Here is a 22,171-nt window from a genome sequence, read left to right as displayed (position 1 = left end):
CCGACTCCCCGTGACCGGGCGGACGCCCCGTGCTCGAGGTGCGGGTTCCGGCCCCAGTCCGGCTGCCACCGCCCGCCGTCCCCTCGCCGTACGGCCCGGAAACCGCGAAGAACAGGACGTGTCCGATGGAACCCGCCACTCTCGTCGACCTTTTCGCCGCCAGCGCCGAACGCCATCCCGAGCGCATCGCGCTGGACGTGCGGGACACCGCGCTCACCTACCGGCAACTGGACGCCGCGGCAGCCCGGATGGCCGCCGTCATGGCCCGGCGACTGCCGGACCGCCCGGCCAGGATCGGTCTGCTCGCGGCCCGCAGCCTCACCGCCTACACCGGCTATCTGGCCGCGCTCCGCCTCGGCGCGGCCGTCGTCCCGCTCAACCCCGCCTTCCCGGCCGGCCGGCTCCGCGCCGTCGCGGACATGACGGATCTGGACCTGATCGTGGTCGACGAGCACGCCACGGCACGGGCCGGTGAGCTGGCCGCTGCGGAGAGCGCCGGGACGGACGGCCGGAAGCTGCCTCCACTGGTCACCTTCACCGACGCCGACGTGGCCGGCGCAGGAGCGGACGGAGAGGAGGTGGAGTCGGCTCCCGTCGTACGGGTGTCACCGGAGGACGTCGCGTACATCCTCTACACCTCCGGTTCCACGGGCCGGCCCCGGGGTGTGCCGATCCGGCATGCGCACGTGGTGCCGACGCTGCGCTGGCTGGTCGAGTACAGCGCCGTCACACCCGAGGCCCGGGTCTCGCAGAACGTGGAGATCTCCTTCGACGCCGCGGTCCTCGAACTCTTCGCCGCCTGGACGGCCGGAGGCGCCCTCGTGGTGCCCCGGCCCCACGACGTCGTACGGCCGGCGCCCTACGTGAACGCCAAGCGGGTCACGCACTGGTTCTGCGTTCCGTCGGTGGGCGGCATCGCCGCCCGTACCGGAGCGCTGGCACCGGACTCGATGCCGTCGCTGAAGGTCGTCATGTTCGGTGGCGAGCGGCTGCTCGCCGAACAGGTCGAGCAGTGGGCTGCGGCGGCACCCGGGGCACGGCTGTGGAACCTGTACGGGCCGACCGAGGTCGCGATCGTCTGCTCGGGGCAGGACCTCGGCGGCAAGGGGTCGCTGCTCGCGGCGGGCTCCAACGGGACCCTGCCGATCGGCGAGGTGCCGCCGCACCTGGACCATGTGATCCTCGACGACCGGGGCGAGCCCGCCGAGACGGGTGAGCTGTGCGTCCGGGGCGTCCAGCGCTTCGACGGCTACCTCGATCCCGCCGACGACGTGTCCCGTTTCCTGGAGTGGAGCCCGGGCCGGGCAGCGGTGGTCCACGACGGCACGGCGCCGCTGACCCCGGACCACTGGTACCGCACTGGCGACCGGGTGCGCCGGGAGAACGGCGCCCTGGTGCACCTGGGCCGCCTCGACCACCAGGTCAAGCTGCGCGGCCACCGCATCGAGCTGGGCGAGGTCGACGCGGCCCTCGCCCGGCACCCCGCCGTGCGCGACGCGGTCGCGGTGGTCCAGGAACACGAGAGCGATGCCGAGTTGGTCGCCTACTACACGGGCGAGGCGATCTCGCAGGGCGACCTCACCGCGTTCCTGCGCGCCCGGCTGCCCGTCTACATGATCCCGAGGCGGTTCACGCATCTGCAGAAGCTGCCGCTGAACGCCAACGGCAAGGTGGACCGCACGGCCTTCGCAGCCGGGCCGTATTCCGCGGTGCAGGCCGGCTGAGACCCGGATTCCCGGGAGACATGGCATGACCGCAACCCCGTCACCCCTGCCCTGACCGGCGGCGGGGCATCGTACCGATGCCCCGCCGCCGGCGGTCGGCGTCAGGACAGGAAGCTCCCGTAGGGGCCGTTCAGGATCTGGTTCTTCTGGCTCTGGTCGAAGTGGGTGTTCGGGTAGTCGTAGAAGTCGGCGGACGTCGGTGTGCCGTCGGTCGAGGCCGAGTCCGGCAGACCGAGGGCGTGTCCGAGTTCGTGCACCATCCCGCCCGTACAGCCGAACTCGCCCTCAGCAGACGCTGACCAGTGGATCAGGCGTCGCTGCACTTTGTGGATCGGAGCACCGATCCCTGGGTGTCCTGATCGCCCTCACCATCGCGATCAAAGACATCCCGCGGATCACCGCCGGCGACTCGCCGGTCGCAGCGATCATGCACGATCAGCTCGGTCCGGTCATGGAGCGAGTGCTCCCGGCAGCGATCTCGTTCGCCTTCTCTTTGGAGCCGGGACGGTGGTGATGGCCGCGTGCTCGCGGATCGTCTTCGCGATGTCGTGCGATGCACGCTTGCCTGCCCACCAGCTGATGCGCCGGGTCAGCCCACGCACGCATACGCCGATCCCGGGGACGATCCTGATCTTCGTCATGGGAATCGTGTTGAGGGTCGCGTTGCCCGGTGCCGCACTGCTGAAGCTGATCACGGCATCGACGATCCTGCCGGCGCTCACCTACGGCCTGACGATCGTTCTCCACCTGGGGTGCGCCGAGGGCTGGATCGCAGGAAGGGCGCGTTCAACCTCGGCCCCTTCGAGCTGCCGGTCGCGATCCGCGCACTGGTGTGGTCGGTCATCTCGCTGTTCGCGTCACCGCCCTCATCCCGGAGGTCGAGCCGGAGCGGCTGTGGCAGCGGCTGCTGCAGAACCAGTGGGGAGCCGTCGTCGCGCACCCGGTGCGGCGGGAGACGGACGCGGTCATCTGCAGGCTGCGCTTCCGACCGTCCTGACCTGCGCCGACGGGACGGGCGTAAGAGACCCGTCAAGGGTGTGGGCGTCCCCGTATGAGGGGCGTCAACGGACGACCGAAACCGGCCACACAGGAGGTTTCCTCTAATCGTCCGTACTTTTCTCGAACCTCTTCTAGGAGTTCGCGATGGCCGATCTGGCCTTCGTCGTCATCACGATCGCGGTCTTCGCGCTGGTGGCCTTCGTCGCCAAGGGGGTGACCAAGCTGTGACCGCCGAGAACGTCGTCGGCCTGATAGTGGCCGTCTCCCTGTTGGGCTATCTCGTCCTCGCCCTGATCTTCCCGGAGAGGTTCTGACGATGACATCAGCTGCTACCGCAGCGGGTGACATGGGTCCCGTACTCGCCGGCGTGCTCCAGCTGCTCGCGCTCATGACGGCGCTGGCGCTCACCTACGTCCCCCTAGGCAACTACATGGCCAAGGTCTACTCCTCCGACAAGCACTGGCGTGCGGAGAAGTGGATCTACAAGGGCATCGGCGCCAACCCCGACGCCGGGATGCGCTGGCCGGCGTATCTGCGCGGCGTCCTCGCCTTCTCCGCCGTCAGCGTCCTGTTCCTCTACCTGCTCCAGCGTCTTCAGGGCCACCTGCCCGGCTCGCTCGGCTTCAAGGCGATCGAGCCGGACCAGGCGTTCAACACCGCCGCGTCCTTCGTCACCAACACCAACTGGCAGTCGTACTACGGCGAACAGGCCATGGGCCACGTCGTGCAGACGGCCGGGCTCGCCGTGCAGAACTTCGTCTCCGCGGCCGTCGGCATCGCGGTGGCGGTGGCCCTCGTCCGTGGGTTCGCGCGGTCCCGTACCGGCGAGCTGGGCAACTTCTGGTCGGACCTGGTGCGCGGAGTCACCCGCATTCTGCTCCCGCTCTCGGTCGTCGCCGCGATCGTTCTGGTGGCCTGCGGGGCGATCCAGAACTTCTCCGGCATCCACGAGGTCGGCCAGTTCATGGGCGGCCACCAGCAGTGGAACGGCGGGGCGGTCGCCTCGCAGGAGGCCATCAAGGAGGTCGGCACCAACGGCGGCGGCTACTTCAACGCCAACAGCGCCCACCCCTTCGAGAACCCCACCCCCTTCACCAACCTGTTCGAGATCTTCCTGCTGCTGGTGATCCCGTTCGCACTGACCCGCACATTCGGCGTCATGGTCGGCTCCGTCAGGCAGGGGTACGCGATCCTCGCGACGATGGCCACCGTCTGGGCCGGGTTCGTCGCCCTGATGATGTGGACCGAGTTCGCCCATCACGGCCCGGCGCTGCAACTGGCGGGCGGGGCGATGGAGGGCAAGGAGGTCCGCTTCGGGGTCGGCTCCTCGTCGATCTTCGCGGTGTCGACGACACTCACCTCGACCGGTGCGGTGGACTCCTTCCACTCCTCCTTCACCGGTCTCGGCGGCGGTATCACCATGCTGGGCATGATGCTGGGCGAGATCGCGCCGGGCGGCACCGGCTCCGGCCTCTACGGCATGCTGATCATGGCGGTCATCGCCGTGTTCATCGCGGGTCTGATGGTGGGCCGCACGCCCGAGTACCTGGGCAAGAAGATCGGCACCCGCGAGATCAAGCTGGCGGCCTGCTACATCCTGATCACCCCGGCGCTGGTGCTGGTCTTCACCGCGGCTGCGATGGCGCTGCCCACCCCGGGTAACTCCATGACCAACAGCGGGGCGCACGGGTTCTCCGAGATCCTCTACGCCTACACCTCCGCGTCCAACAACAACGGCTCGGCGTTCGCGGGTCTGAACGCGGACACCCAGTGGTTCAACAGCACCCTGGGCCTGGCGATGGTCCTGGGCCGGTTCCTCCCGATGGTGTTCGTCCTGGCGCTGGCCGGCTCGCTCGCCGAGCAGAAGCCGGTCCCCGTGACCGCGGGCACTCTGCGCACCGAGAAGCCGCTGTTCACCGGCCTGCTGGTGGGCGCGATCCTGATCATCACCGGTCTGACGTACTTCCCGGCGCTCGCGCTGGGCCCGCTCGCCGAGGGGCTGGCGTCATGACGACCCGTACAGAGAAGCAAGAGGACTCGATGTCCACAGCCACCCCGACCCGGGCGCCGCACAGCGACGTACCCACCGGGCACAAGGCCGCCGAGGGCCGTGTCGGAGCGGGCCTCTTCGATCCCCGGCAACTGCTCAAGTCGCTGCCGGACGCCTGCCGCAAGCTCGACCCTCGGGTGATGGTCAAGTCGCCCGTGATGTTCGTGGTGTGGATCGGCTCCGTGCTGACCACGGTGTTCTCCTTCAAGGACCCGGGCGACTGGTTCGGCTGGACCATCAGCGCCTGGCTGTGGCTGACCGTGGTCTTCGCCAACCTCGCGGAGGCGGTCGCCGAGGGCCGTGGCAAGGCGCAGGCCGACACCCTGCGCAAGGCCAAGACCGACACCGTGGCACGTCGGCTCCGCAAGGACGGTTCCGAGGAGGAGGCGCCGGGCGCCGAGTTGAAGATCGGCGACCTGGTCGTCTGTGAGGCCGGCGACGTCATCCCCGGCGACGGTGACGTCGTCGACGGCGTGGCCTCCGTGGACGAGTCGGCGATCACCGGCGAGTCGGCGCCCGTCATCCGGGAGTCCGGCGGCGACCGCAGCGCCGTCACCGGCGGCACGAAGGTCCTCTCCGACCGCATCGTCATCAAGATCACGACGAGGCCGGGCGAGACCTTCATCGACCGGATGATCAACCTGGTCGAGGGCGCGGCACGGCAGAAGACGCCCAACGAGATCGCCCTGAACATCCTGCTGGCTTCCCTCACCATCGTCTTCCTGCTCGCGGTGGCGACGCTGCCGCCGCTCGCGGACTACGCGGGCAGCCACCTCACGATGGTCGTGCTGGTGGCCCTGCTGGTCTGCCTCATCCCGACCACGATCGGCGCCCTGCTCTCCGCCATCGGCATCGCGGGCATGGACCGCCTGGTCCAGCGCAACGTCCTCGCCATGTCGGGGCGCGCCGTCGAGGCCGCCGGCGACGTCTCCACGCTGCTGCTCGACAAAACCGGCACCATCACGCTCGGCAACCGTCAGGCGTCCGAGTTCGTGCCGGTGACCGGTACGACCGAGGCCGAGGTCGCCGACGCCGCCCAACTGTCGTCGCTGGCCGACGAGACGCCCGAGGGCCGCTCCATCGTCGTCCTGGCCAAGGAGAAGTACGGCCTGCGCGAGCGTCAGCAGGGCGAGCTGGCCGGCGCCGAGTGGATCGCCTTCACCGCCCAGACCCGCATGTCGGGCGTGGACGTCGACGGACGCAGAATTCGCAAGGGCGCGGCCGGTTCGGTCATCGCCTGGGTGAAGGAGCGGGGCGGCGCCGTCGCCGAGGACGCCGACACCCTGGCCAACCGCATCTCGGAGGCGGGCGGGACCCCGCTGCTGGTCGCCGTCGAGGACGACAGGGGCCCCCGGATCCTGGGCGTCATCCACCTCAAGGACGTCGTCAAGGACGGCATGCGGGAGCGGTTCGACGAGCTGCGCCGGATGGGTATCAAGACCGTGATGATCACGGGTGACAACCCGCTGACGGCCAAGGCGATCGCCGAGGAGGCGGGTGTCGACGACTTCCTCGCGGAGGCCACCCCCGAGGACAAGATGGCGCTCATCAAGCGGGAGCAGGGGGGCGGCAAGCTGGTCGCGATGACCGGTGACGGCACCAACGACGCCCCCGCCCTCGCCCAGGCCGACGTCGGCGTCGCGATGAACACGGGCACGTCGGCCGCGAAGGAGGCCGGCAACATGGTCGACCTCGACTCCAACCCGACCAAGCTCATCGAGATCGTCGAGATCGGCAAGCAACTCCTCATCACCCGGGGCGCGCTCACGACGTTCTCCATCGCCAACGACGTCGCGAAGTACTTCGCGATCATCCCGGCGCTGTTCGCGGCGGTCTACCCGGGCCTGGACGAGCTCAACGTCATGGGCCTGTCCTCGCCGGACTCCGCGATCCTGTCCGCGGTCGTCTTCAACGCGCTGATCATCATCGCTCTGGTCCCGCTGTCCCTGAAGGGCGTGCAGTACCGGCCGGTCAGCGCCGACAGGATGCTCCGCCGCAACCTCACGATCTACGGCATCGGCGGTCTGATCGCCCCCTTCATCGGCATCAAGCTCATCGACATGCTCATCTCCCTCATCCCCGGGATCGGCTGAAGGCCATGAACAACTCCGTTACCAACACAGCCCGGTTGCTGGGAGCGGGCCTGCGCGCCCTGCTCGTACTGACGCTGGTGACCGGCTTCATCTACCCGCTGGTCCTCACCGGCATCGCCCAGGGGCTGTTCGGCGACAAGGCGAACGGCTCCGAGATCAAGGCGGACGGCAAGGTCGTCGGCTCAGCGCTCATCGGCCAGTCGTACAACCTGCCGCTGAAGAAGGGCCAGGAGACCCCTGCGCCCGACCTCAAGTGGTTCCAGGGCCGCCCACAGAACGGCCTCGGCAGCAACAGCGTCAACACGCAGTACTCGCTGATCCTGTCCGGCGCCACCAACCGCTCCGCGGACAACGGCGCCATCGACGGCAAGTGCACGGCGAAGGCCGAAAAGGGCACGCTCTGCGCCCAGGTCGTCTCCGCCGTGGCCGCCGTGATCAAGGACAACTCGACCGCGGACTTCAAGGTCGAGCGGGCCGGGATCCCCGCCGACGCGGTCACCTCCTCAGGCTCCGGCCTGGACCCGGACATCTCCCCTGACTACGCCGACCTCCAGGTCCACCGCGTCGCGGAGAAGAACCGCCTGACCGTCGCCCAGGTGCAGAAGCTCGTCGACGATCACACCCAGGGCCGCACCCTCGGCTTCATGGGCGAACCCCGGGTGAACGTCCTGGAGCTCAACGTCGCACTCAAGGACCTCGCGGCGAAGAGCTGATGGCCTCACGCGACCCATCGGGGAGTTGGCGGGCCGGGAGGCACCCTGGTTCCGTCAACTCCCGCGGTAAACAAGCCGGTTGCACCCGCGCTGCTGCCCTTGACCACGGCCCGAGGCATCACCGAGCCCGGCACGGGCTACCGCTTCGAAGGGTGAACATGGCCCGCGGCAAGCTCCGGATGCACCTCGGCGCGGAACCGGGCGCGGGCAAGACCTACGCCATGCTCTCCGAGGCGCACCGGCCTGGGGAGCGGGGCGCCGGCTGCGTGGTCGCCTTCGTGGATCACCACCACCGCCCACACACCGAGGTGATGCTGCACGGCCTGGAGCAGATCGCGCGCAGGGAGCTGGAGTACCGCGACAGCGTCCTCCCTGCCTGGCGGGTGGTCACCGGTACTGCCTCCGAGGCGAGTTCGGCTGAGCAAGCGGGACAGTGACAGGACTCAGGTGCTTGCGTCTCGTCCTGGGGGGAGGGCTCCCTCATACCGTAGGGCCGCAAGCGGAGACCCGGACAGCAGCGACCGGGAGCAACGATCCCGGGCACGGCGAAGGCCCGGACACCTGGTCCGGGCCTTGCTCTGTCGAAAGACGTCTAATGAGCCGAGTGCCGATAGGGGAGTCGCGGACCTTCTTCTGCTCGCGCTGTCCCCGGGAGCGGTTGGCGACCGGCCCCGGGTTGCGGAAGGGCGCCGGCACCCGCGTCCCGGAGACCGGAGCGCGTATGACGCGCCAGCGGTGCGCGGCCGGACAAGAACGTGGACCCTGACGACGACGGCCTGACCGGGGGTACGACTGTCGGGGGCCAGTTCGACGGAGTCGTTCACGCGGTCGGCAACGGCCCGGCGGTCCGGATGACGACAACCCGGGCTGCGGCGTTCGTCGGAGCCCGGGTTGTCGCCGAACGAGTCGGCCCGGGATCGCGCCCACCGGAGACGTCGCTGTTCCGCTACTCGGTGATACCGTATAGTGGTACTCGGTATCACGCAGTACTGGTAGGGCTGAGGAGCACCCGCGATGGACGACCTGACGGAGATGTTGAAGGGCACGCTCGAAGGGTGCGTGCTCGAAATCATCGGCAGCGAGGAAACCTACGGGTATGCCATCACTCGCCAGCTGAACGAACTCGGCTTCGCCGACGTCGTCGAGGGGACGGTCTACACGATCTTGCTGCGGCTGGAGAGGAACGGGCTCGTCCAAGTGACGAAACGGCCGTCCGGGGTCGGTCCACCGCGCAAGTTCTACGCCCTCAACGACGCCGGGCGCGAGCAACTCGCAACGTTCTGGGCGAAATGGCAGTACCTCTCATCACGCATCGACAGACTCAAGGAGGGCGGGAGATGAACTTCTGGGAGAAGGTCACAGGCAGCGATCTCACCAGGGATTGGAAGGCGTTCGGAGCCCGGGTCGAGGCTCTGCCGGACGACTACCGGGAGGTGTGGGACCAGATCGTCGCCCACCTCTTCCCCTACGGAGACTTCACCGGCCGCAACCTGACGGCGATCCTCGACTCCGCCCTGGGGCTGCTCGAAGTGTCGGCAGCGGACGGGCAGAGCGTCAGCGAGGTGCTCGGCGACGACATTCAGGGCTTCTGCACGGCGCTGGCCGGCGGAGCGGGGGCCCGGACTCATCGTGACCGGTGGCGCGAGCAGTTGAACAGGAACGTCGCAAGGAAATTGAGCCGGCTGGGAGGCTGACGTGAGCATCCAGGACATCATCGAAGGCAAGAAACAGTGGCGGGCGCACGTTGCCCGGGTCAAGGCACTCCCACCGGACTACCAGATCGTCTACAGGGAGATGCAGAAGTACCTGTTCAAGGTCGGACCGGTCAGCCTGTCCGACGGGCCGCTCCTCCCTGGAATCGTCGACTTCTTCGAGGAGGGCGTCGCCGCGGGCAAGGGGGTTTTGGAACTCATCGGCACCGACGTCGCCGCGTTCTGCGACGACCTGATCAAGGACTCTCCCACCTACGCGGACGCCTACCAGGAATCCATCGGCGGGGAACCCGGCGCGGCCAGGAAGTGACAGCCGCCGGACCGGTTTGCGACGGTGTCGGGTTCCACCACTCGGGTCGGCGCAGCGGCCGGTGACAGGGGCAGCTCGTCCGGACGGGCGTGCATGGTCCAGGCCCGGCCGACGGCCGGAAAGGGTTCGACCTGGGGCCGGAGAGGTCACGAGCCCCGGAGGGATCTGCCATGACGTCCCCGGGGGGCCCGGTTCGGGGGTGCACCGTGTCCAACGACGCTGCGGCCCCACAGCCGTGCGGTGCAGGCCGCCGCATGGCGTGACGCACCACGGAGTGTCCAGGCACTTGCGATCGACAGCAGATCTGCGCGTGCTTCGCGCGGCATCCAGGCGGTGATCCCGGTCCCGGCGGACCAGCGAGGCCACCGGCAGCGACGGGGAAGCCGGGGTGGCAGGCCATCAGCCTTCGACCGCGAGACGTACAAGCAGCGCAACACCGTCGAGCGATGCGTCAACCGCCTGAAGCAGGGGCGAGGCATCGCGGCCCGCTACGAGAACACCGCGACCGGCTTCTCAGACGCGACCGTTGCCCGGTTCAGAACCCCAGCAAAAGCCAAGACGCCAGTCCAGAAGGGCCGAACTCCCTGAAGCCCATGGCTCACTCACAACATGTCATGATCGGTGGCATGAGCACAGACACCGGACACTCGGCAATCGTCCACTGGAGGCGCAGCGTGTGGAACGGCGTCCGCTGTGAGCCCGTCCTGGTCACCCTGCGCCCTGACAGCCTGCACGTGCGGGACCGCTCCCTCGGCACCGTCGTACAAGCCGACCCCCGCGCCGTCACCGGCCGCCTCACCCGGCTCGGCACCCTCGTGCTGACCGTCGACGGACGGCGCTACGCCCTCGTCGGCCGCGGCGCCTCCCTGTCCCCTGCACCGAGCACCGACCAGCAGCAAGCTCTGGAGGACGCTGGACACAACTCACCCCCGCCAGGCGCGGCCGGCAGCGCAGTGGACCAGTTGCTCAACGGTGGCGCAGCTGCACGGATGCGCGACTGGTACACCCGACTGGCGGCGGCCGGAGCCCGGTTGCGCTGACCGGAAGACTTTCCCCGTGGGGTGCCTGCGGCCAGCGGTCCGCGCCCATGCGACGAGCCTGTTCTCGCGAGCCGACCGGAGCCGAATGCGGGCGGCAGATTCCGGGAGCCGTGCACAGGTGGGAACCTGCGCAGAGGGCAGAGCGCAGGGCGGGCCCGATCAGTTGGCCGACGTGGTCCGTGTCATCTCGGCTGCCTCGGTGATGGCGCGTTGTCTGAGATCGCCGAACAGCTGCATCGTGACGGCGGCCAGGACGTCGTCCCCGCCAACAGTCCGCCCGTCCGCGCGGCGGGTCGACAGCGCGAGGAGGGGGTCCTTGAGCAGCGGGGCCGGGGGTGGCTCGCCCGGCGCCACCAGACTGACCGATCCGAACCGCTTGACCCCGCCCTCGCGGGCGACCTTGGTCGCGTCCCGGGCCAGGGCCGTCAGGAACACGCTCGCGATTCCGTCCAGGTCGCGGACCATCGCCGGGACCGCCCTCACCCCCCGGCTCCCCAGTAGCCTTCTCACTCCGGCCTCGAACCGGTGGGCGCCGGCCACACCACCCGGTGTACGCGTCCCGCGGCGCTCACGAAGAGACACGAGCGCACCATCGGCGTTGCGCACCTCGCCCATCAGGCCGTGGAAGGTCGGGCTGTGCAGGTACCACGCCGTTCCCACCTCCACCTCGACGTTCCGGTCGATCGCCGAGATGAGGTCCCTGGGAGTCAGCCTCGTCCTGGCATGCTCGCCCGCCACGCTTCTCGCGCCGTCGATGATCTCCGTCAGCACGGTCCGCGTCACCGACGCGGCGGCCCACGCGGCCGGCCGGGAGACGTGCAGCGAGGCCACGTCCCGGAACACCGCTTTGACGAGCTGAGGTTTGAATGGCAGGTCGGTCACGTCGGAAGCGGTCTGCGGACCGCTGCGCTCGGTGCGTAGGAGTTGTGTGGTCATCGAAGAGTGGGCTTTCTGCTGTCGGAGGTGTCAGTGGCCCATGCTGCACTGGGCGGCGAGAGCACAGGGCTCTGTGGAGGGTGCCGAGCCGGCACGGGCCTGCCGGGCGGGGCCGCCAGCACACGGAGGTGCAGGCGACCCCGCCCGGATTCTCGGCGTTCCGGCGACCGGGCGTGTGGCAGGGGGTGCCACCCGGGCGAGGCGCTGTGGTGCGGCGCCGTGCCGGTCAGGCGACCTGGTGCCTGCCGACTTCCAGGAAGTGGCGCAGTGCTTCGGGTGTGTTGTCGTCGAGGGCGGCGTTGGCCGCCGCGCGCAGGGCCGGGCTGATGGACGGGTCGGCGAGGATGCGGGCGATGGCGACGCGGTCGTCCTCGGCCTGGGCGATGCGGTAGCCGGTCTCCAGCCAAGCGCGCATCGCGTCGGGGTCGTTGGTGTCCAGGAGGGCGTTGACCTCGGCGATGACGCGCCGACCGCTGTCGGGGTCGGCGAGCAGGCGCGTGATGGCGACCCGGTCGTCCTCGGCTTGGGCGATGCGGTAGCCGGTCTTCAGCCAGGCGCGCATCGCGTCGGGGTCGTTGGCGTCCAGGAGGGCGTTGGCTTCTCGTGTCACACGCCGGCCGCTGTCCGGGTCGGCGAGTATCCGGAATATGGCCACCCTCAGGTCGTCGGCGTCCGGCTCGTCGGCGGGCGAGGACGCCGCGGGAACTGTCACTGCGGTCGGTGCCGCTGTGGCGGCGAAGGACGGGGTGGCGAGCAGGAGGGCCGGGGCGAGGATGCCCGCGGCAATGACGGGCGCTAAGCGATGCAGTCGCAAGGGGAATGCTCCTCTTCGTTTGTTGCGGAGGTGAGTTGAGGACGCCTCAGGGCGTTCACTACGGTGATGGTGCCACCTGGGTCTGACAGTGGCAGTCGCGGCGCTGCGGTCCTGGTTCGGCTTGTCTGCCGGAACCGGTGCGGGCCGGGGGAGCCGGTCGTGCTGCTGCACGGCTTGACCGGTTATGCCGCCGCGGAAAAGGACACCCTCCGCCAGCTCCCCACCAGCTGGCCTCTCTGGAGCTGTCGTGATCATTTGCGACACGTTGCAGACGGAGTGGAGAAACCCTTGCGAGCCTTTCGGGTGCGGCTGCCTTCGGGTGCCGCTTACCGGACGGTGCTGGACGAGGAACTGGCGGTGGTACCGGCAGCGGATGCCTTCTTGCGGTACATGCGATTCGGCCTGGACCAGGCGGAGTTGACGACGCGTAACGTACGGCTCAAGACGCGATCCTGACGGGTGACCGCAGGCCCCCCGGCTGCCGCCACTCGCTGCTGACTTGCCCGCCAGGTCGTCGGTTGCGACTCGATGCACCCGAGCGGTGGATACCCCGCACCGGTATGGTGAACTGGGCGACCGCGGCGGCGCGCGGAAAAGCCAGGAAGGAAGGGGACGGCACGTGGGCAGCGGACATGCGGGCAGGCGGGACATCGCCCGGCTGCTGGCCGTGTGCGCGGTGCTCTTCGGCCTGTTCCTCATGCACGGCTCCCCGGCGAGTGCCGCCGAGGGCTGCCACGGCTCCATGCCCGCACCCGCGTCGATGCCCGCCGGCCACCATGCCTCCCCGATGACCACGGCTCACGCGCCCGCCACGCATCAGCCGGGCCCGGCCCTCCGGGCCGCCGGGGGTGCCGGGATGTCCGGGGTGCTGTGTGTGGCGACCCCGTCCCACGAGCGGATCCCCTTGCCGACGCCCGGCCTCCTTGCCGTGGCCGGCGTCACGGTTGCGGCCGTATGGACGCCGGCCCGGCTGCGGGCCGTGGGCGGGAGCGGTCTGCGCGGGCCTCCGGCCGGCGGACGAGATCATCTGCTTCAGGCGTGCATCGCGCGGACGTGACAGGCACCCGCCGAGGCCCGGCCACCGGCCGGGACCGGCACCGTGCCCTGCCCTCTCCGCGCGCCACCGGTGTGGTGCGCCCACCCGGAAAGATCCCAGCTCCGATGACCTCTTCCCGTCTCATCGCGCGCCGCCGCGCGATCGCCGCGGCCGGCGCCGTAACGGCTCTCGCACTGACCCTGGCCGCCTGCGGCTCCTCCGACGACTCCTCGTCCATGCCGGGCATGGACCACGGCGGCAAGTCCTCCGCACCGTCCTCGTCCAGCGCGTCGCCTTCGATGGGCGACATGCCCGGCATGGCCATGGACCACATGGCCTCCGGCAACGGCCTGTCCGACAGCCAGGACGCCTACCGCCTCACCTCGAAGGACACCACGCTGCCGTCCGGCAAACAGGCCGCGTACCGGTTCACGGTGACTGGCCCGGACGACAAGCCGGTCACCGATTTCGCCCTCGACCAGACCAAGCGGATGCACTTCTACGCGATCCGCTCCGACCTGACCGGATTCCAGCACGTCCACCCGACCATGGCCGCCGACGGCACCTGGAGTGCGCCCCTGTCCTCCCTCGCTCCGGGCTCCTGGCACATGTTCGCCTCCTTCACCCCGAACACCGGCAAGGGCAAGGGCACGGACTTCGTGCTCTCGCGCACCGTCACGGTGCCCGGTGACGCGGTGAAGGCTCCGCTGCCCGCACCGGCCACCAGCACGCAGGTCGACGGGTACACCGTCACCGTCAAGGGCGACCCCATGGCAGGCATGGCACATCCGCTGACCGCCTCGATCGTCGAAGACGGAAAGCCCGTCACCGACCTTGAGCCCTACCTGGACACCTACGCCCACCTGACCGCCTTCCACGAAGGCGACGCCGCGTTCGCCCACCTCCACCCGACCACCGAGGTGACCGGCGACCACGGCGGCCCGGACCTGTCCTTCCACGCCGAGCTGCCCACCTCCGGCAACTGGCGGCTGTTCCTGCAGTTCCAGACCGGTGGCAAGCTCCACACCGCAGCCCTGACCCTGCGCGTCGGCTGAACCCCGGCGGGGCGCCGCCGACACGGCGGTGCCCCGCACCCCGTCCCGACCGACGCGCAACCAAAGAGGAAGCGTGTCCGTGGGTGGCGGGCCCCGTCCTGCCGGAGGAAGGCTTCACAGATGGATGCCGTACTGCACGCACTGTCGATTGCCGGGTCGATGACCTGGGAGATCACCTGGGCCCTGATTCTGGGCTTCGCCCTGTCCGCGGTCGTTCAGGCCGTGATCCGCAAGTCCACCGTGGTCTCGCTCCTGGGCGATGACCGGCCCCGCACGCTCGCGATCGCCGCCGGCCTGGGCGCGGCGTCCTCGTCCTGCTCGTACGCGGCGGTCGCGCTGGCCCGCTCGCTGTTCCGCAAGGGCGCGAACTTCACCGCCGCTATGGCCTTCGAGATCGCCTCCACCAACCTGGTCGTCGAGCTCGGCGTGATCCTGGCCCTGCTGATGGGCTGGCAGTTCACCGCCGCCGAATTCGTCGGCGGCCCGATCATGATCATCGTGCTGGCGCTGCTGTTCCGGATCTTCCTGCGTGACAAACTCCTGCGCACCGCACGCGAGCAGGCTGAACACGGGCTGGCCGGGTCGATGGAGGGCCACGCCGCGATGGACATGTCCGTAGCAGGCGAGGGCTCCTTCGTCCGACGCCTGTTCTCCCGCGAGGGTTTCACCTCGACCTCGCACGTCTTCGTCATGGAGTGGGCGGCGATCCTGCGTGACCTGGTCGTCGGCCTGCTCATCGCCGGCGCCATCGCCGCCTGGGTTCCCGATTCCTTCTGGCGCACCTTCTTCTTCGACGGCCACCCGCTCGCCGCCAAGCTGTGGGGCCCGATCGTCGGCCCGCTGGTGGCGATCGCCTCGTTCGTGTGCTCCATCGGCAACGTGCCGCTGGCGGTGGTGCTGTGGAAGGGCGGCATCAGCTTCGGCGGCGTCGTGGCGTTCATCTTCGCCGACCTGCTGATCCTGCCGATCCTCAACATCTACCGGAAGTACTACGGCGCCAAGACGGCCGCCTTCCTGCTCGGCACCTTCTACCTCGCGATGGTCATCGCCGGGTACATCGTCGAACTCGCCTTCGGAGGGCTCGGCCTGATCCCCGACCAGGCCGACGCGAAGATCCCCATGGAGGGCGTGAGCTGGAACTACACCACCTGGCTAAACATCGTCTTCCTCCTCCTGGCCGCGGTGCTCCTGGTGCGCTTCTGGCGCACCGGCGGCCTGTCCATGCTCAGCATGATGGGCGGCTCACCCGACACCGGCCACGTGCAGCACGGGCACCCAACCGGGGACACGCACGGCGGGCACCATCACTGAAGCGCGGGCCTCCACCCGCGGGTGGAGGGCCAGCTCTCCCCACGGTCCGAACCGTGAACCGCTATCGACATGCTGGAGTAGCTGGCGACGAGACACAGCCGACCGCCCCCACTGCCTGGCCGGAGCCCGACTGAGACGCCCTGTGTCGCTCCTCCGGTCCCACATCGGATCAGACCGGCTCGGGCTGCGGGTCGCGTCGCGGTTCTGGCACATGGGCCGGGACGGCCCTCAGCTCGGACAGCCAGGTGATCCGTGCATAGCCGTAGACCGTTGAGGCCAGTGCCAGCATGAGCAGCGGGCCGAAGACCCACGGATGGGCGGCCATGTCCGTCGACAGATAGCGGTAGGACGCCAAGAGGGCGCTGAAGACCGCCGCGCCGTAGACGACGAACTGCTTGGCCGACCGATTCCAGCCGCGGTCGAGCGAGCGCAGCGCCATGTCGATGGTGAGGGTGAACACCACACCGGCGATGATGTCCGCGCCGTAGTGGTAGCCGAAGCCCAGGGTTGCGCCCAGCGTGGCGATGAGCCAGAACGCGCCTGCGAACCGCAACACCCACGGGCCCTTGAGGGCATGGATGAAGATCGCGGTGGCCCATGCGATGTGCAGACTGGGCATGCAGTTGCGCGGGGTGATCTCGTCGAAACGCATCGGTTGCGGAGTGCCGACCGGCGGCGGCGTGTTGGGCCACAAATTGGCCGCGGCCCAATGGCCTCCGTCGGCGCCGAAGGCGAAAATGGGTCCGACCACAGGGAAGATCATGTAGATCGCGGGTCCCAGCAGACCGATGACCAGGAAGGTGCGCACCAGATGGTGGCCCGGGAAGCGGCGCTCGACCGCTACATGGCGCAGTTGGTAAAGCGCCACCGCGACCGCCGCCACCGGGAGCTGGATGTAGACCCATTCGAGAATGTGGTCGCCGACCGTGCCGGTGGCCGCGACGATCCGGCCCGCCACCCACGACGGGTTACCCAAGGCGTGATCGGCGGTGGCCACGTACTGGTCCAATACCGTCGGGCGGGTCTTCGACGTGATCAGCAGCCAGGTGTAGCCGCTCTTGCGGCCGGTCACCAGGAGCAGGGCCAGTCCCACGCCCTTGAGCAGCAAGGCACGGTCCCGGCCGGTTCGGCGCGTGACGGCGATGACACCGCAGGCCAACGTCACCCACAATGCGCCGTTGCCGAACATCATCTCGGCGCCGACAGCCCGTCGCACGAGCCAGAAGATGACGTCGATGCCGACCGCCGCGCCGAGCGCGATGAACCGCTGGCGCCAGGTGAGCACCACCATCATCAACGCCATGCTGGCGTACAGCACGGTCCCCGATCTGGGGGCGAAGATCACCTCTCGCGCCTGGTCGGTGATCGGCCCCCGTTCGCCGTATCGACGCGAGGCGATCTCCAGTGCGATGAGGAATCCGAGGCCCACCACGGTCACGGCGGCCCGCAGCATGCAGCGTGGTTGCCGCCATGGAACCGCCCGAAGGGCGGCGCCTATTCGCGAGAAACCTCGCATTATCGTAGATATCAAGTCTTCAGCCGATTTGTTATATTTCAATATAATTGTCGTGAGCTCGAATATGTTAGCGGAGTGGACGGCTTCGCCGATCGCCGGTATGTCGAATGCAAGCCTCACCCGCGCTGTCCGCGGTCAGGGTCGTAGCAACACGCCTCCACCGACGGGGGCGGCTGCCGCCCGGGGACGGCCTGACACCGGACCGGCAGCCATCGCCCTGCCGGCGGACTTCTTGCAGGCCGGTCGTGGCGGGATCGTGATTCTGGTCGGAGGGGCGCCCACGCGCGGAACCCGGGTTTCGTGGGTTCCATCGGCGAGGCGCCGGGTGGCCGGCCGCTGTGGTGTCCCTCAGCCTCAAGGCGCCGATCCCATCGGCCGCCGCCGACGCCTACGGAAATCGGGCGTATGCGCCACGGGTGACGGTCCCCTCGTTCGGCCGGTCAGGCCCCTTCCGTGCCGCCAGACTTCTCGCAGGAAATGCCCCGTTGAGGGCTGCTTCGAGACGGGGTGGGTGTGACGGAGCGCGGTAACGCCGACTGTGCCGTTCCGGGTGATACGAGGCTGGGTGCGACGGACGACGGCGTCCACTATGCACGCGCGGAACCGGCGGACCCACGGCCGGTCGGGCCACAGCGTGGCCGCGAGCAGCGGCTGGACGACACCCCGGCGCGTGTGGTGCCGCGGCACGTGGCCTGCGTGATGGACGGAAACGGTCGTTGGGCGCAGAAGCGTTCGCTTCCCCGGACGGCGGGCCACCGGGCCGCGGAGACCACCGTCATCGACATCATCGAGGCTGCCCGGACGGCTGGGGTGCAGTGGCTGAGTCTGTATGCCTTCTCCACCGAGAACTGGAACCGTCCCCGCACCGAGGTCGACTACCTGATGAGCCTGGTGCGCCAGGTGGTGCGCAAGCACGCGCCACTGCTGCTCGCCCGCGGCATCCGCTGCCGTTTCCTCGGGGCCGCAGACCCACGCATCCCCCGTGAACTGACCCAGGACCTCGACGATCTGGCGACGCTGACCGCCGACAACCGGGGAATGACGCTCACCGTCGCCTTCGACCACGGCGGACGCCGGGACATCGTCGAGGCCGCCAAGTCGCTGATCCGTAACGGCACGTCCGCCGACGATGTCACCGAACGGCTCTTCGCGGACCACCTGCCGTTCCCCGACACCCCCGACGTCGATCTCGTCATCCGCACCTCCGGCGAGCAGCGCATTTCCAACTTCATGCTCTGGCAAGTCGCCTATGCCGAATGGGTCTTCCCCGAGGCGCTCTGGCCGGACTTCCGGGCCCCTGACTTCCTGACCTGTCTGCGCACCTACCGGCGCCGTGACCGCCGCTTCGGCGGCGTGCCGCCCCAGACGAACGGAGACCCGTCATGACGACTGGGACCACGAAATCGGCCCCTCTTTTCGGTGCGGAGCCGCAGTTCAGCGCCTTCTTCGACGACCCGCGGTGGGCGCTGGCCGTAATCCGCGCCACCGTGCTGGAGGCCGCACACCCACAGATCGGCGCCGCCCTCGCCGACAACTCCACGTTCGTTGCCCACCCATGGCGTCGGCTGCGCAACACCTTCCTCAGCATGCGGCGTATGTTCGACGCCGACCCAGCGGTACGCGAGCGGGAGGCCGCCCGTCTCAACAGGCTGCACGCCCGCCTGAGCGGCTCCGACTCCCGCGGCCGCGCCTACGACGCCAGGGACCGGGCGACCCGCGCCTGGGTGATCGCGACCCTCTACGATAGCGCCGTCACCATGTGCCGACTGAGCGGTCAGCCACTCGACCAGAACACCATGGAGGGCATGTACGCCAAGTACCGCGGGTTCCTCGCCGCGCTCGACGGCGACGCCGGGGAACTCCCCGAGGACCTGAACGACTTCTGGCGGTACTTCGACAGGGTCGTCGAGGACGAACTGGAGAACACCGAGGCAGCCCGCATCATTCTCTACCGGCTCTTCGACCACCTGCCCGCCCCGGCACTGCTCGACGGCGCGCCGACACTGTGGGCGGCCGGCCGGGCTGTCGTCGGTCCGCTCCTCGGCGCGATCACCGTCGCCTCGCTCCCCGAGCCCTACCGGCGCAAGGCCGGCCTGCCCAAGATGCCCGGCGCCCCGACCCTCATGCAGGGCGCTTACCTCGCCGCCGGGCTCACCCGTTTCCTCCCGGAGGGCTGGATCAATGTCGAAACCATCATCGAGACCCTCTCCCTCCCGCCCGACAGCGGCGACCCCCGCGCCCGAACCGTGACCGCGTTGCGCGCTCGTATGAAGCAGGCATCGGCTCTGCTCCGCCTCCTCACCCCACTGAGCGGTGTCGCCATGCCCGACCCGGTCCCGACCGTCTCTGCGGCATCGGAAGAGGGCCGGCGCTCGGCGGATGAGTTCTTCCGCCAGGTGCTGGACCAGACCGGCGACGGCCACCTCGACTGGCCCGACCTCGCCGCGATGGCCCGTGAACTGGCCACCCGCCTTGACCTGGACGAACCCGAAGAGAGCCGTCTCTACGACGCCTTCGCCGCCTGGTGGCGCGAACTCCAGGCCGCCCTCGACACCGACGGCGACGGCCGTGTCAGCGCGGACGAGTACGCGGCCGCCGTGCCCTCCCTCGCCGGTCCCGCGCTCATCCGCGTGGCCGAGGTGCTCTTCGACGCCACCGACAAGGACAACAGCGGAACCATCGACGCGGACGAACACCGAGCGCTCTTCCGCACTGCCTTCCACCGCGACCTCACCACTGCCGGCGGCGCCTATGACCGCAGCGCGTTCGTGGGCGACTTCCTTTCCTTCATGTCAGGCCGCCGCAGTAACTCGCCATACGATCCGCTTCTCGCCGACGCCTAACGAACGTGTGCATGGTGGACCTTCCGGTCGGATATGTCGGTGACCTCGGGGGCGGCCACCTCGAACCCGTCCACGCTCAGCTGCTCGGCGGTGGCCTGCTCACTGTGGGCGGCGAGCAGCAGGGTGCGGCCGGTTACCGTCCGAGCGGGCGAGCCTGCGTCCAGCGGAATCCCGAGCGCCTCGATGCCGCCCGCGACCGTTGCCCGCGCGTGGGCGCGCCAAGCCTGGACGACCTCCTCGGGCACCTGCGTATCGGCTGGCGAGTCATCACGGTTCCTTTCGAGGAGGGACGCCACGGTCCTCGCCCCCGGGGTGTGTGGTGGCTGGCCGTAGCGAGCAGGGGAGTGGCAGGGCCCTTCGGGGGAGGGCTACGAGCCGTTCGCCTCAACGTCGAAGCGGGCCCGGACCGCGGGGTCCTCGAGCGGACGCAGCCGGGGCCGGTGTGCACGGACATGTCCCGTTCCTGAGGCGTCGGCACAACATGACTCACGCTGGAATCCGCCGCGCAGGAAGCAGGGCATGGCCCCCTGAAGTGTTGGCGACTCCTTCGCAGTCATGCACACCGACTCAGTCGTCGGCGGCGGCGAGGAGAGCGGGTAGACGTGGTCGGCCTTGTACGGCACGTCCCCGAACTGGTCGCCCACCCACACAGGACGCACGGCCTCCTCCCGCGGGACCGGATGAGCGGGGTAGGCGGGTCATCACGACTCCGGCGAGCGGGGGGACGCCGGGGCTGCGGGGCGCGCGGTCAAACGATGCAGCCCCCTGCGGTCGTAGTACAGAACCATGGTGAACCCGAACAACAGGGCGAGGGCGCCACCGATGGCGATCATGACCCAGCCGCGCGTCAAGCCGGCGTCGGCTCGGGCATCGAAGTAGAGGATGGCCCGTATGCCGTCGCTCAGTTGCCGCATCGGTTCGAACAGCGCCAGGAAGCGATAGAAGCCCGGCACGGCATGGAGGGGAATGGTCGCCCCGGAGGACGGCAGAGCCAGGGCGATGAACACGAACATGGAGACAACTTGGCCGATCCCGCCGAAGGCGGCGTTGATGGCCTGCACTCCCAGGCCCACGGCCAGGCTCGCGCAGTAGGAGAAGATCCACAGCAGGGGCAGATGCGAGGCGTCCATGCCCAGGATCCCGACTGCGGCGATCATGAGCAGGCTAGTGGTGAGCACGAGGATGCCCGCGGTCATGAGCATCTTCAGCAGCAGTGTCTGTGTGCGGCTGATGGGCACGGTGGGGCGTCGGGTGTGCCAGGGCCCGATCTCGTTGTCGGTGTATCCCAGGCCCGCGTCGACGCCGTTGTTGATGATGTTTCCGCCGACGAATCCGGTCAGCACCAGCAGCAACGTGAAGTAGAAGGCGCTCAGGCCGAGGCCGCTGTGGCTTCCGATGGGATGGCCCACCTTGGTGGTCACGGTGACGGGGTCGCCTAGGAGCGATTGACTCGTGGTGTTGGTTCCCTGCTCGGCAGCCTGGGCCGCCAGTTGCCGGCCGATCGTCAGAGACGCCTGATGAGCCGCGCGCTGGGTGATCTGGCTGGCGAGGGAGGAGCCCAGGCTGCCCAGCCCTGGGTTGGTCAGAACGGTCAGGGCAGGCCGCTTGGTGGCCTGAGTGGTTGTCAGTGCCGCGACCGAGCTGGTGAAGTCGCTCCCGATCACCAGAGCGCCGTAGATCTTGCCCGACGCAAGTTGGTCCTGCATCTGACTCAGGCTGAGCTGACGCCAATCGACGGTGTCCGGTGGGGTTGCCGCAGCGACCGACCGGCTCACCTGCGCGCCTAAGGTCTGCTGCTGTCCTGGCAGCGGCGGCCCTTGGTCAGAGTTGACGAGCGCAATGGGGAGGTGACGCAGGTTGCCGTTCGGGTTGAGGATGCCGCCCATGTAGAGCAGCGTCAGGCACAGTGCCACCAGTGCGGACAAGATGGTCGGTACCAGCCAGAGCTTTCCGTGCCGCACCACGACGACAGCGCGTGCAAGTGAAGGCTGCTTCCCGGAATCCTTGGAGGTCATGAAA

Annotated in this window: 22 protein-coding genes and 2 pseudogenes; 18 read left to right on the top strand and 6 right to left on the bottom strand. The window is 69.0% G+C overall.

Annotation, left to right across the window (positions count from 1 at the left end):
- Positions 1-125: 125 nt before the first annotated feature.
- Positions 126-1,724 carry an amino acid adenylation domain-containing protein gene (locus BG482_RS02515; RefSeq protein WP_069767154.1) on the top strand — a complete coding sequence of 533 codons (1,599 nt, stop codon included), beginning with the start codon at positions 126-128 and terminating at the stop codon, positions 1,722-1,724.
- A 101-nt stretch (positions 1,725-1,825) separates the two neighbouring features.
- On the opposite strand, the gene BG482_RS40405 is transcribed toward BG482_RS02515, so the two are convergent.
- Positions 1,826-2,047 (bottom strand): hypothetical protein, encoded by a 222-nt coding sequence (locus tag BG482_RS40405; RefSeq protein ID WP_079141529.1) that lies wholly within the window; start codon positions 2,045-2,047, stop codon positions 1,826-1,828.
- A gap of 190 nt (positions 2,048-2,237) precedes the next feature.
- On the opposite strand from BG482_RS40405, the pseudogene BG482_RS46010 reads away from it, so the two are divergent.
- From BG482_RS46010 to BG482_RS02465, 11 genes and pseudogenes are all read left to right on the top strand, one after another.
- Positions 2,238-2,408, top strand: a pseudogene (locus tag BG482_RS46010) (amino acid permease); the annotation flags it as partial.
- 148 nt (positions 2,409-2,556) lie between these two features.
- Positions 2,557-2,721: a hypothetical protein gene (locus BG482_RS44855; protein ID WP_256096246.1), complete on the top strand. Its 165-nt coding sequence runs from the start codon at positions 2,557-2,559 to the stop codon at positions 2,719-2,721.
- A 226-nt stretch (positions 2,722-2,947) separates the two neighbouring features.
- Complete coding sequence (gene kdpF / locus BG482_RS02505; protein ID WP_069767153.1) at positions 2,948-3,037, top strand: K(+)-transporting ATPase subunit F; 90 nt, start codon at positions 2,948-2,950, stop codon at positions 3,035-3,037.
- Positions 3,038-3,069: 32 nt separating this feature from the next.
- Positions 3,070-4,734, top strand: coding sequence for a potassium-transporting ATPase subunit KdpA (gene kdpA, locus BG482_RS02500; RefSeq protein ID WP_069767152.1), 1,665 nt, complete (start codon positions 3,070-3,072; stop codon positions 4,732-4,734).
- A complete protein-coding gene (kdpB, locus tag BG482_RS02495) occupies positions 4,731-6,866 on the top strand; it encodes a potassium-transporting ATPase subunit KdpB (protein ID WP_079141528.1) in 2,136 nt (711 codons plus the stop codon). The genes kdpA and kdpB overlap by 4 nt, the downstream gene beginning before the upstream one ends.
- 5 nt (positions 6,867-6,871) lie before the next feature.
- Complete coding sequence (locus tag BG482_RS02490) at positions 6,872-7,579, top strand: potassium-transporting ATPase subunit C (RefSeq protein ID WP_069767150.1); 708 nt, start codon at positions 6,872-6,874, stop codon at positions 7,577-7,579.
- A gap of 158 nt (positions 7,580-7,737) precedes the next feature.
- Positions 7,738-7,947, top strand: a pseudogene (locus tag BG482_RS02485) (sensor histidine kinase KdpD); the annotation flags it as partial.
- Between the two features lie 646 nt (positions 7,948-8,593).
- Positions 8,594-8,920, top strand: coding sequence for a PadR family transcriptional regulator (locus tag BG482_RS02480; protein ID WP_069767148.1), 327 nt, complete (start codon positions 8,594-8,596; stop codon positions 8,918-8,920).
- Positions 8,917-9,273 (top strand): DUF1048 domain-containing protein, encoded by a 357-nt coding sequence (locus BG482_RS02475; RefSeq protein ID WP_069767147.1) that lies wholly within the window; start codon positions 8,917-8,919, stop codon positions 9,271-9,273. The genes BG482_RS02480 and BG482_RS02475 overlap by 4 nt, the downstream gene beginning before the upstream one ends.
- Before the next feature lies 1 nt (position 9,274).
- Complete coding sequence (locus tag BG482_RS02470) at positions 9,275-9,601, top strand: DUF1048 domain-containing protein (RefSeq protein WP_069767146.1); 327 nt, start codon at positions 9,275-9,277, stop codon at positions 9,599-9,601.
- Positions 9,602-10,227: 626 nt separating this feature from the next.
- Positions 10,228-10,641: a hypothetical protein gene (locus tag BG482_RS02465; RefSeq protein ID WP_141746533.1), complete on the top strand. Its 414-nt coding sequence runs from the start codon at positions 10,228-10,230 to the stop codon at positions 10,639-10,641.
- 159 nt (positions 10,642-10,800) lie between these two features.
- Here the strand turns inward: BG482_RS02465 and BG482_RS02460 are convergent, their stop codons facing one another.
- Both BG482_RS02460 and BG482_RS02455 read right to left on the bottom strand, forming a co-directional pair.
- The gene (locus tag BG482_RS02460; protein ID WP_069767144.1) at positions 10,801-11,577 is read right to left on the bottom strand and encodes a hypothetical protein; all 777 of its coding nucleotides are present in this window, start codon (positions 11,575-11,577) and stop codon (positions 10,801-10,803) included.
- A gap of 226 nt (positions 11,578-11,803) precedes the next feature.
- The gene (locus BG482_RS02455) at positions 11,804-12,391 is read right to left on the bottom strand and encodes an ALF repeat-containing protein (RefSeq protein ID WP_069767143.1); all 588 of its coding nucleotides are present in this window, start codon (positions 12,389-12,391) and stop codon (positions 11,804-11,806) included.
- Positions 12,392-12,550: 159 nt separating this feature from the next.
- On the opposite strand from BG482_RS02455, the gene BG482_RS43360 reads away from it, so the two are divergent.
- From BG482_RS43360 to BG482_RS02440, 4 genes are all read left to right on the top strand, one after another.
- Positions 12,551-12,847 (top strand): hypothetical protein, encoded by a 297-nt coding sequence (locus BG482_RS43360; RefSeq protein ID WP_141746532.1) that lies wholly within the window; start codon positions 12,551-12,553, stop codon positions 12,845-12,847.
- A 163-nt stretch (positions 12,848-13,010) separates the two neighbouring features.
- Entirely contained in the window at positions 13,011-13,448 is a 438-nt protein-coding gene (locus tag BG482_RS02450; RefSeq protein ID WP_069767142.1) for a hypothetical protein, read from the top strand.
- A 104-nt stretch (positions 13,449-13,552) separates the two neighbouring features.
- Complete coding sequence (locus tag BG482_RS02445; RefSeq protein ID WP_069767141.1) at positions 13,553-14,482, top strand: hypothetical protein; 930 nt, start codon at positions 13,553-13,555, stop codon at positions 14,480-14,482.
- Between the two features lie 120 nt (positions 14,483-14,602).
- Complete coding sequence (locus BG482_RS02440; protein WP_069767140.1) at positions 14,603-15,793, top strand: permease; 1,191 nt, start codon at positions 14,603-14,605, stop codon at positions 15,791-15,793.
- Positions 15,794-15,962: 169 nt separating this feature from the next.
- Here BG482_RS02440 and BG482_RS02435 read toward each other — a convergent pair whose 3' ends face one another.
- Positions 15,963-17,246, bottom strand: a complete 1,284-nt coding sequence (locus tag BG482_RS02435) for a phosphatase PAP2 family protein (RefSeq protein ID WP_069767139.1) — start codon at positions 17,244-17,246, stop codon at positions 15,963-15,965.
- 714 nt (positions 17,247-17,960) lie between these two features.
- Here BG482_RS02435 and uppS point away from each other — a divergent pair.
- The gene (uppS, locus tag BG482_RS02430; RefSeq protein ID WP_256096241.1) at positions 17,961-18,695 is read left to right on the top strand and encodes a polyprenyl diphosphate synthase; all 735 of its coding nucleotides are present in this window, start codon (positions 17,961-17,963) and stop codon (positions 18,693-18,695) included.
- A complete protein-coding gene (locus BG482_RS02425) occupies positions 18,692-20,152 on the top strand; it encodes an oxygenase MpaB family protein (RefSeq protein ID WP_069767138.1) in 1,461 nt (486 codons plus the stop codon). Before uppS ends, BG482_RS02425 begins: the two co-directional genes overlap by 4 nt.
- Here BG482_RS02425 and BG482_RS02420 read toward each other — a convergent pair.
- On the bottom strand, positions 20,149-20,397 hold the full coding sequence (locus BG482_RS02420; protein WP_069767137.1) for a hypothetical protein: 249 nt from the start codon (positions 20,395-20,397) through the stop codon (positions 20,149-20,151). The genes BG482_RS02425 and BG482_RS02420 overlap by 4 nt on opposite strands.
- Before the next feature lie 456 nt (positions 20,398-20,853).
- Positions 20,854-22,167, bottom strand: coding sequence for a YhgE/Pip domain-containing protein (locus BG482_RS02415; RefSeq protein WP_069767136.1), 1,314 nt, complete (start codon positions 22,165-22,167; stop codon positions 20,854-20,856).
- Between the last annotated feature and the right edge of the window lie 4 nt (positions 22,168-22,171).

Source organism: Streptomyces sp. LUP30, assembly GCF_001746365.1.
Taxonomy (GTDB): domain Bacteria; phylum Actinomycetota; class Actinomycetes; order Streptomycetales; family Streptomycetaceae; genus Streptomyces.
The sequence above is the reverse complement of the archived record's forward strand: the minus strand, read 5'-3'. Positions and strand labels throughout refer to the sequence as shown.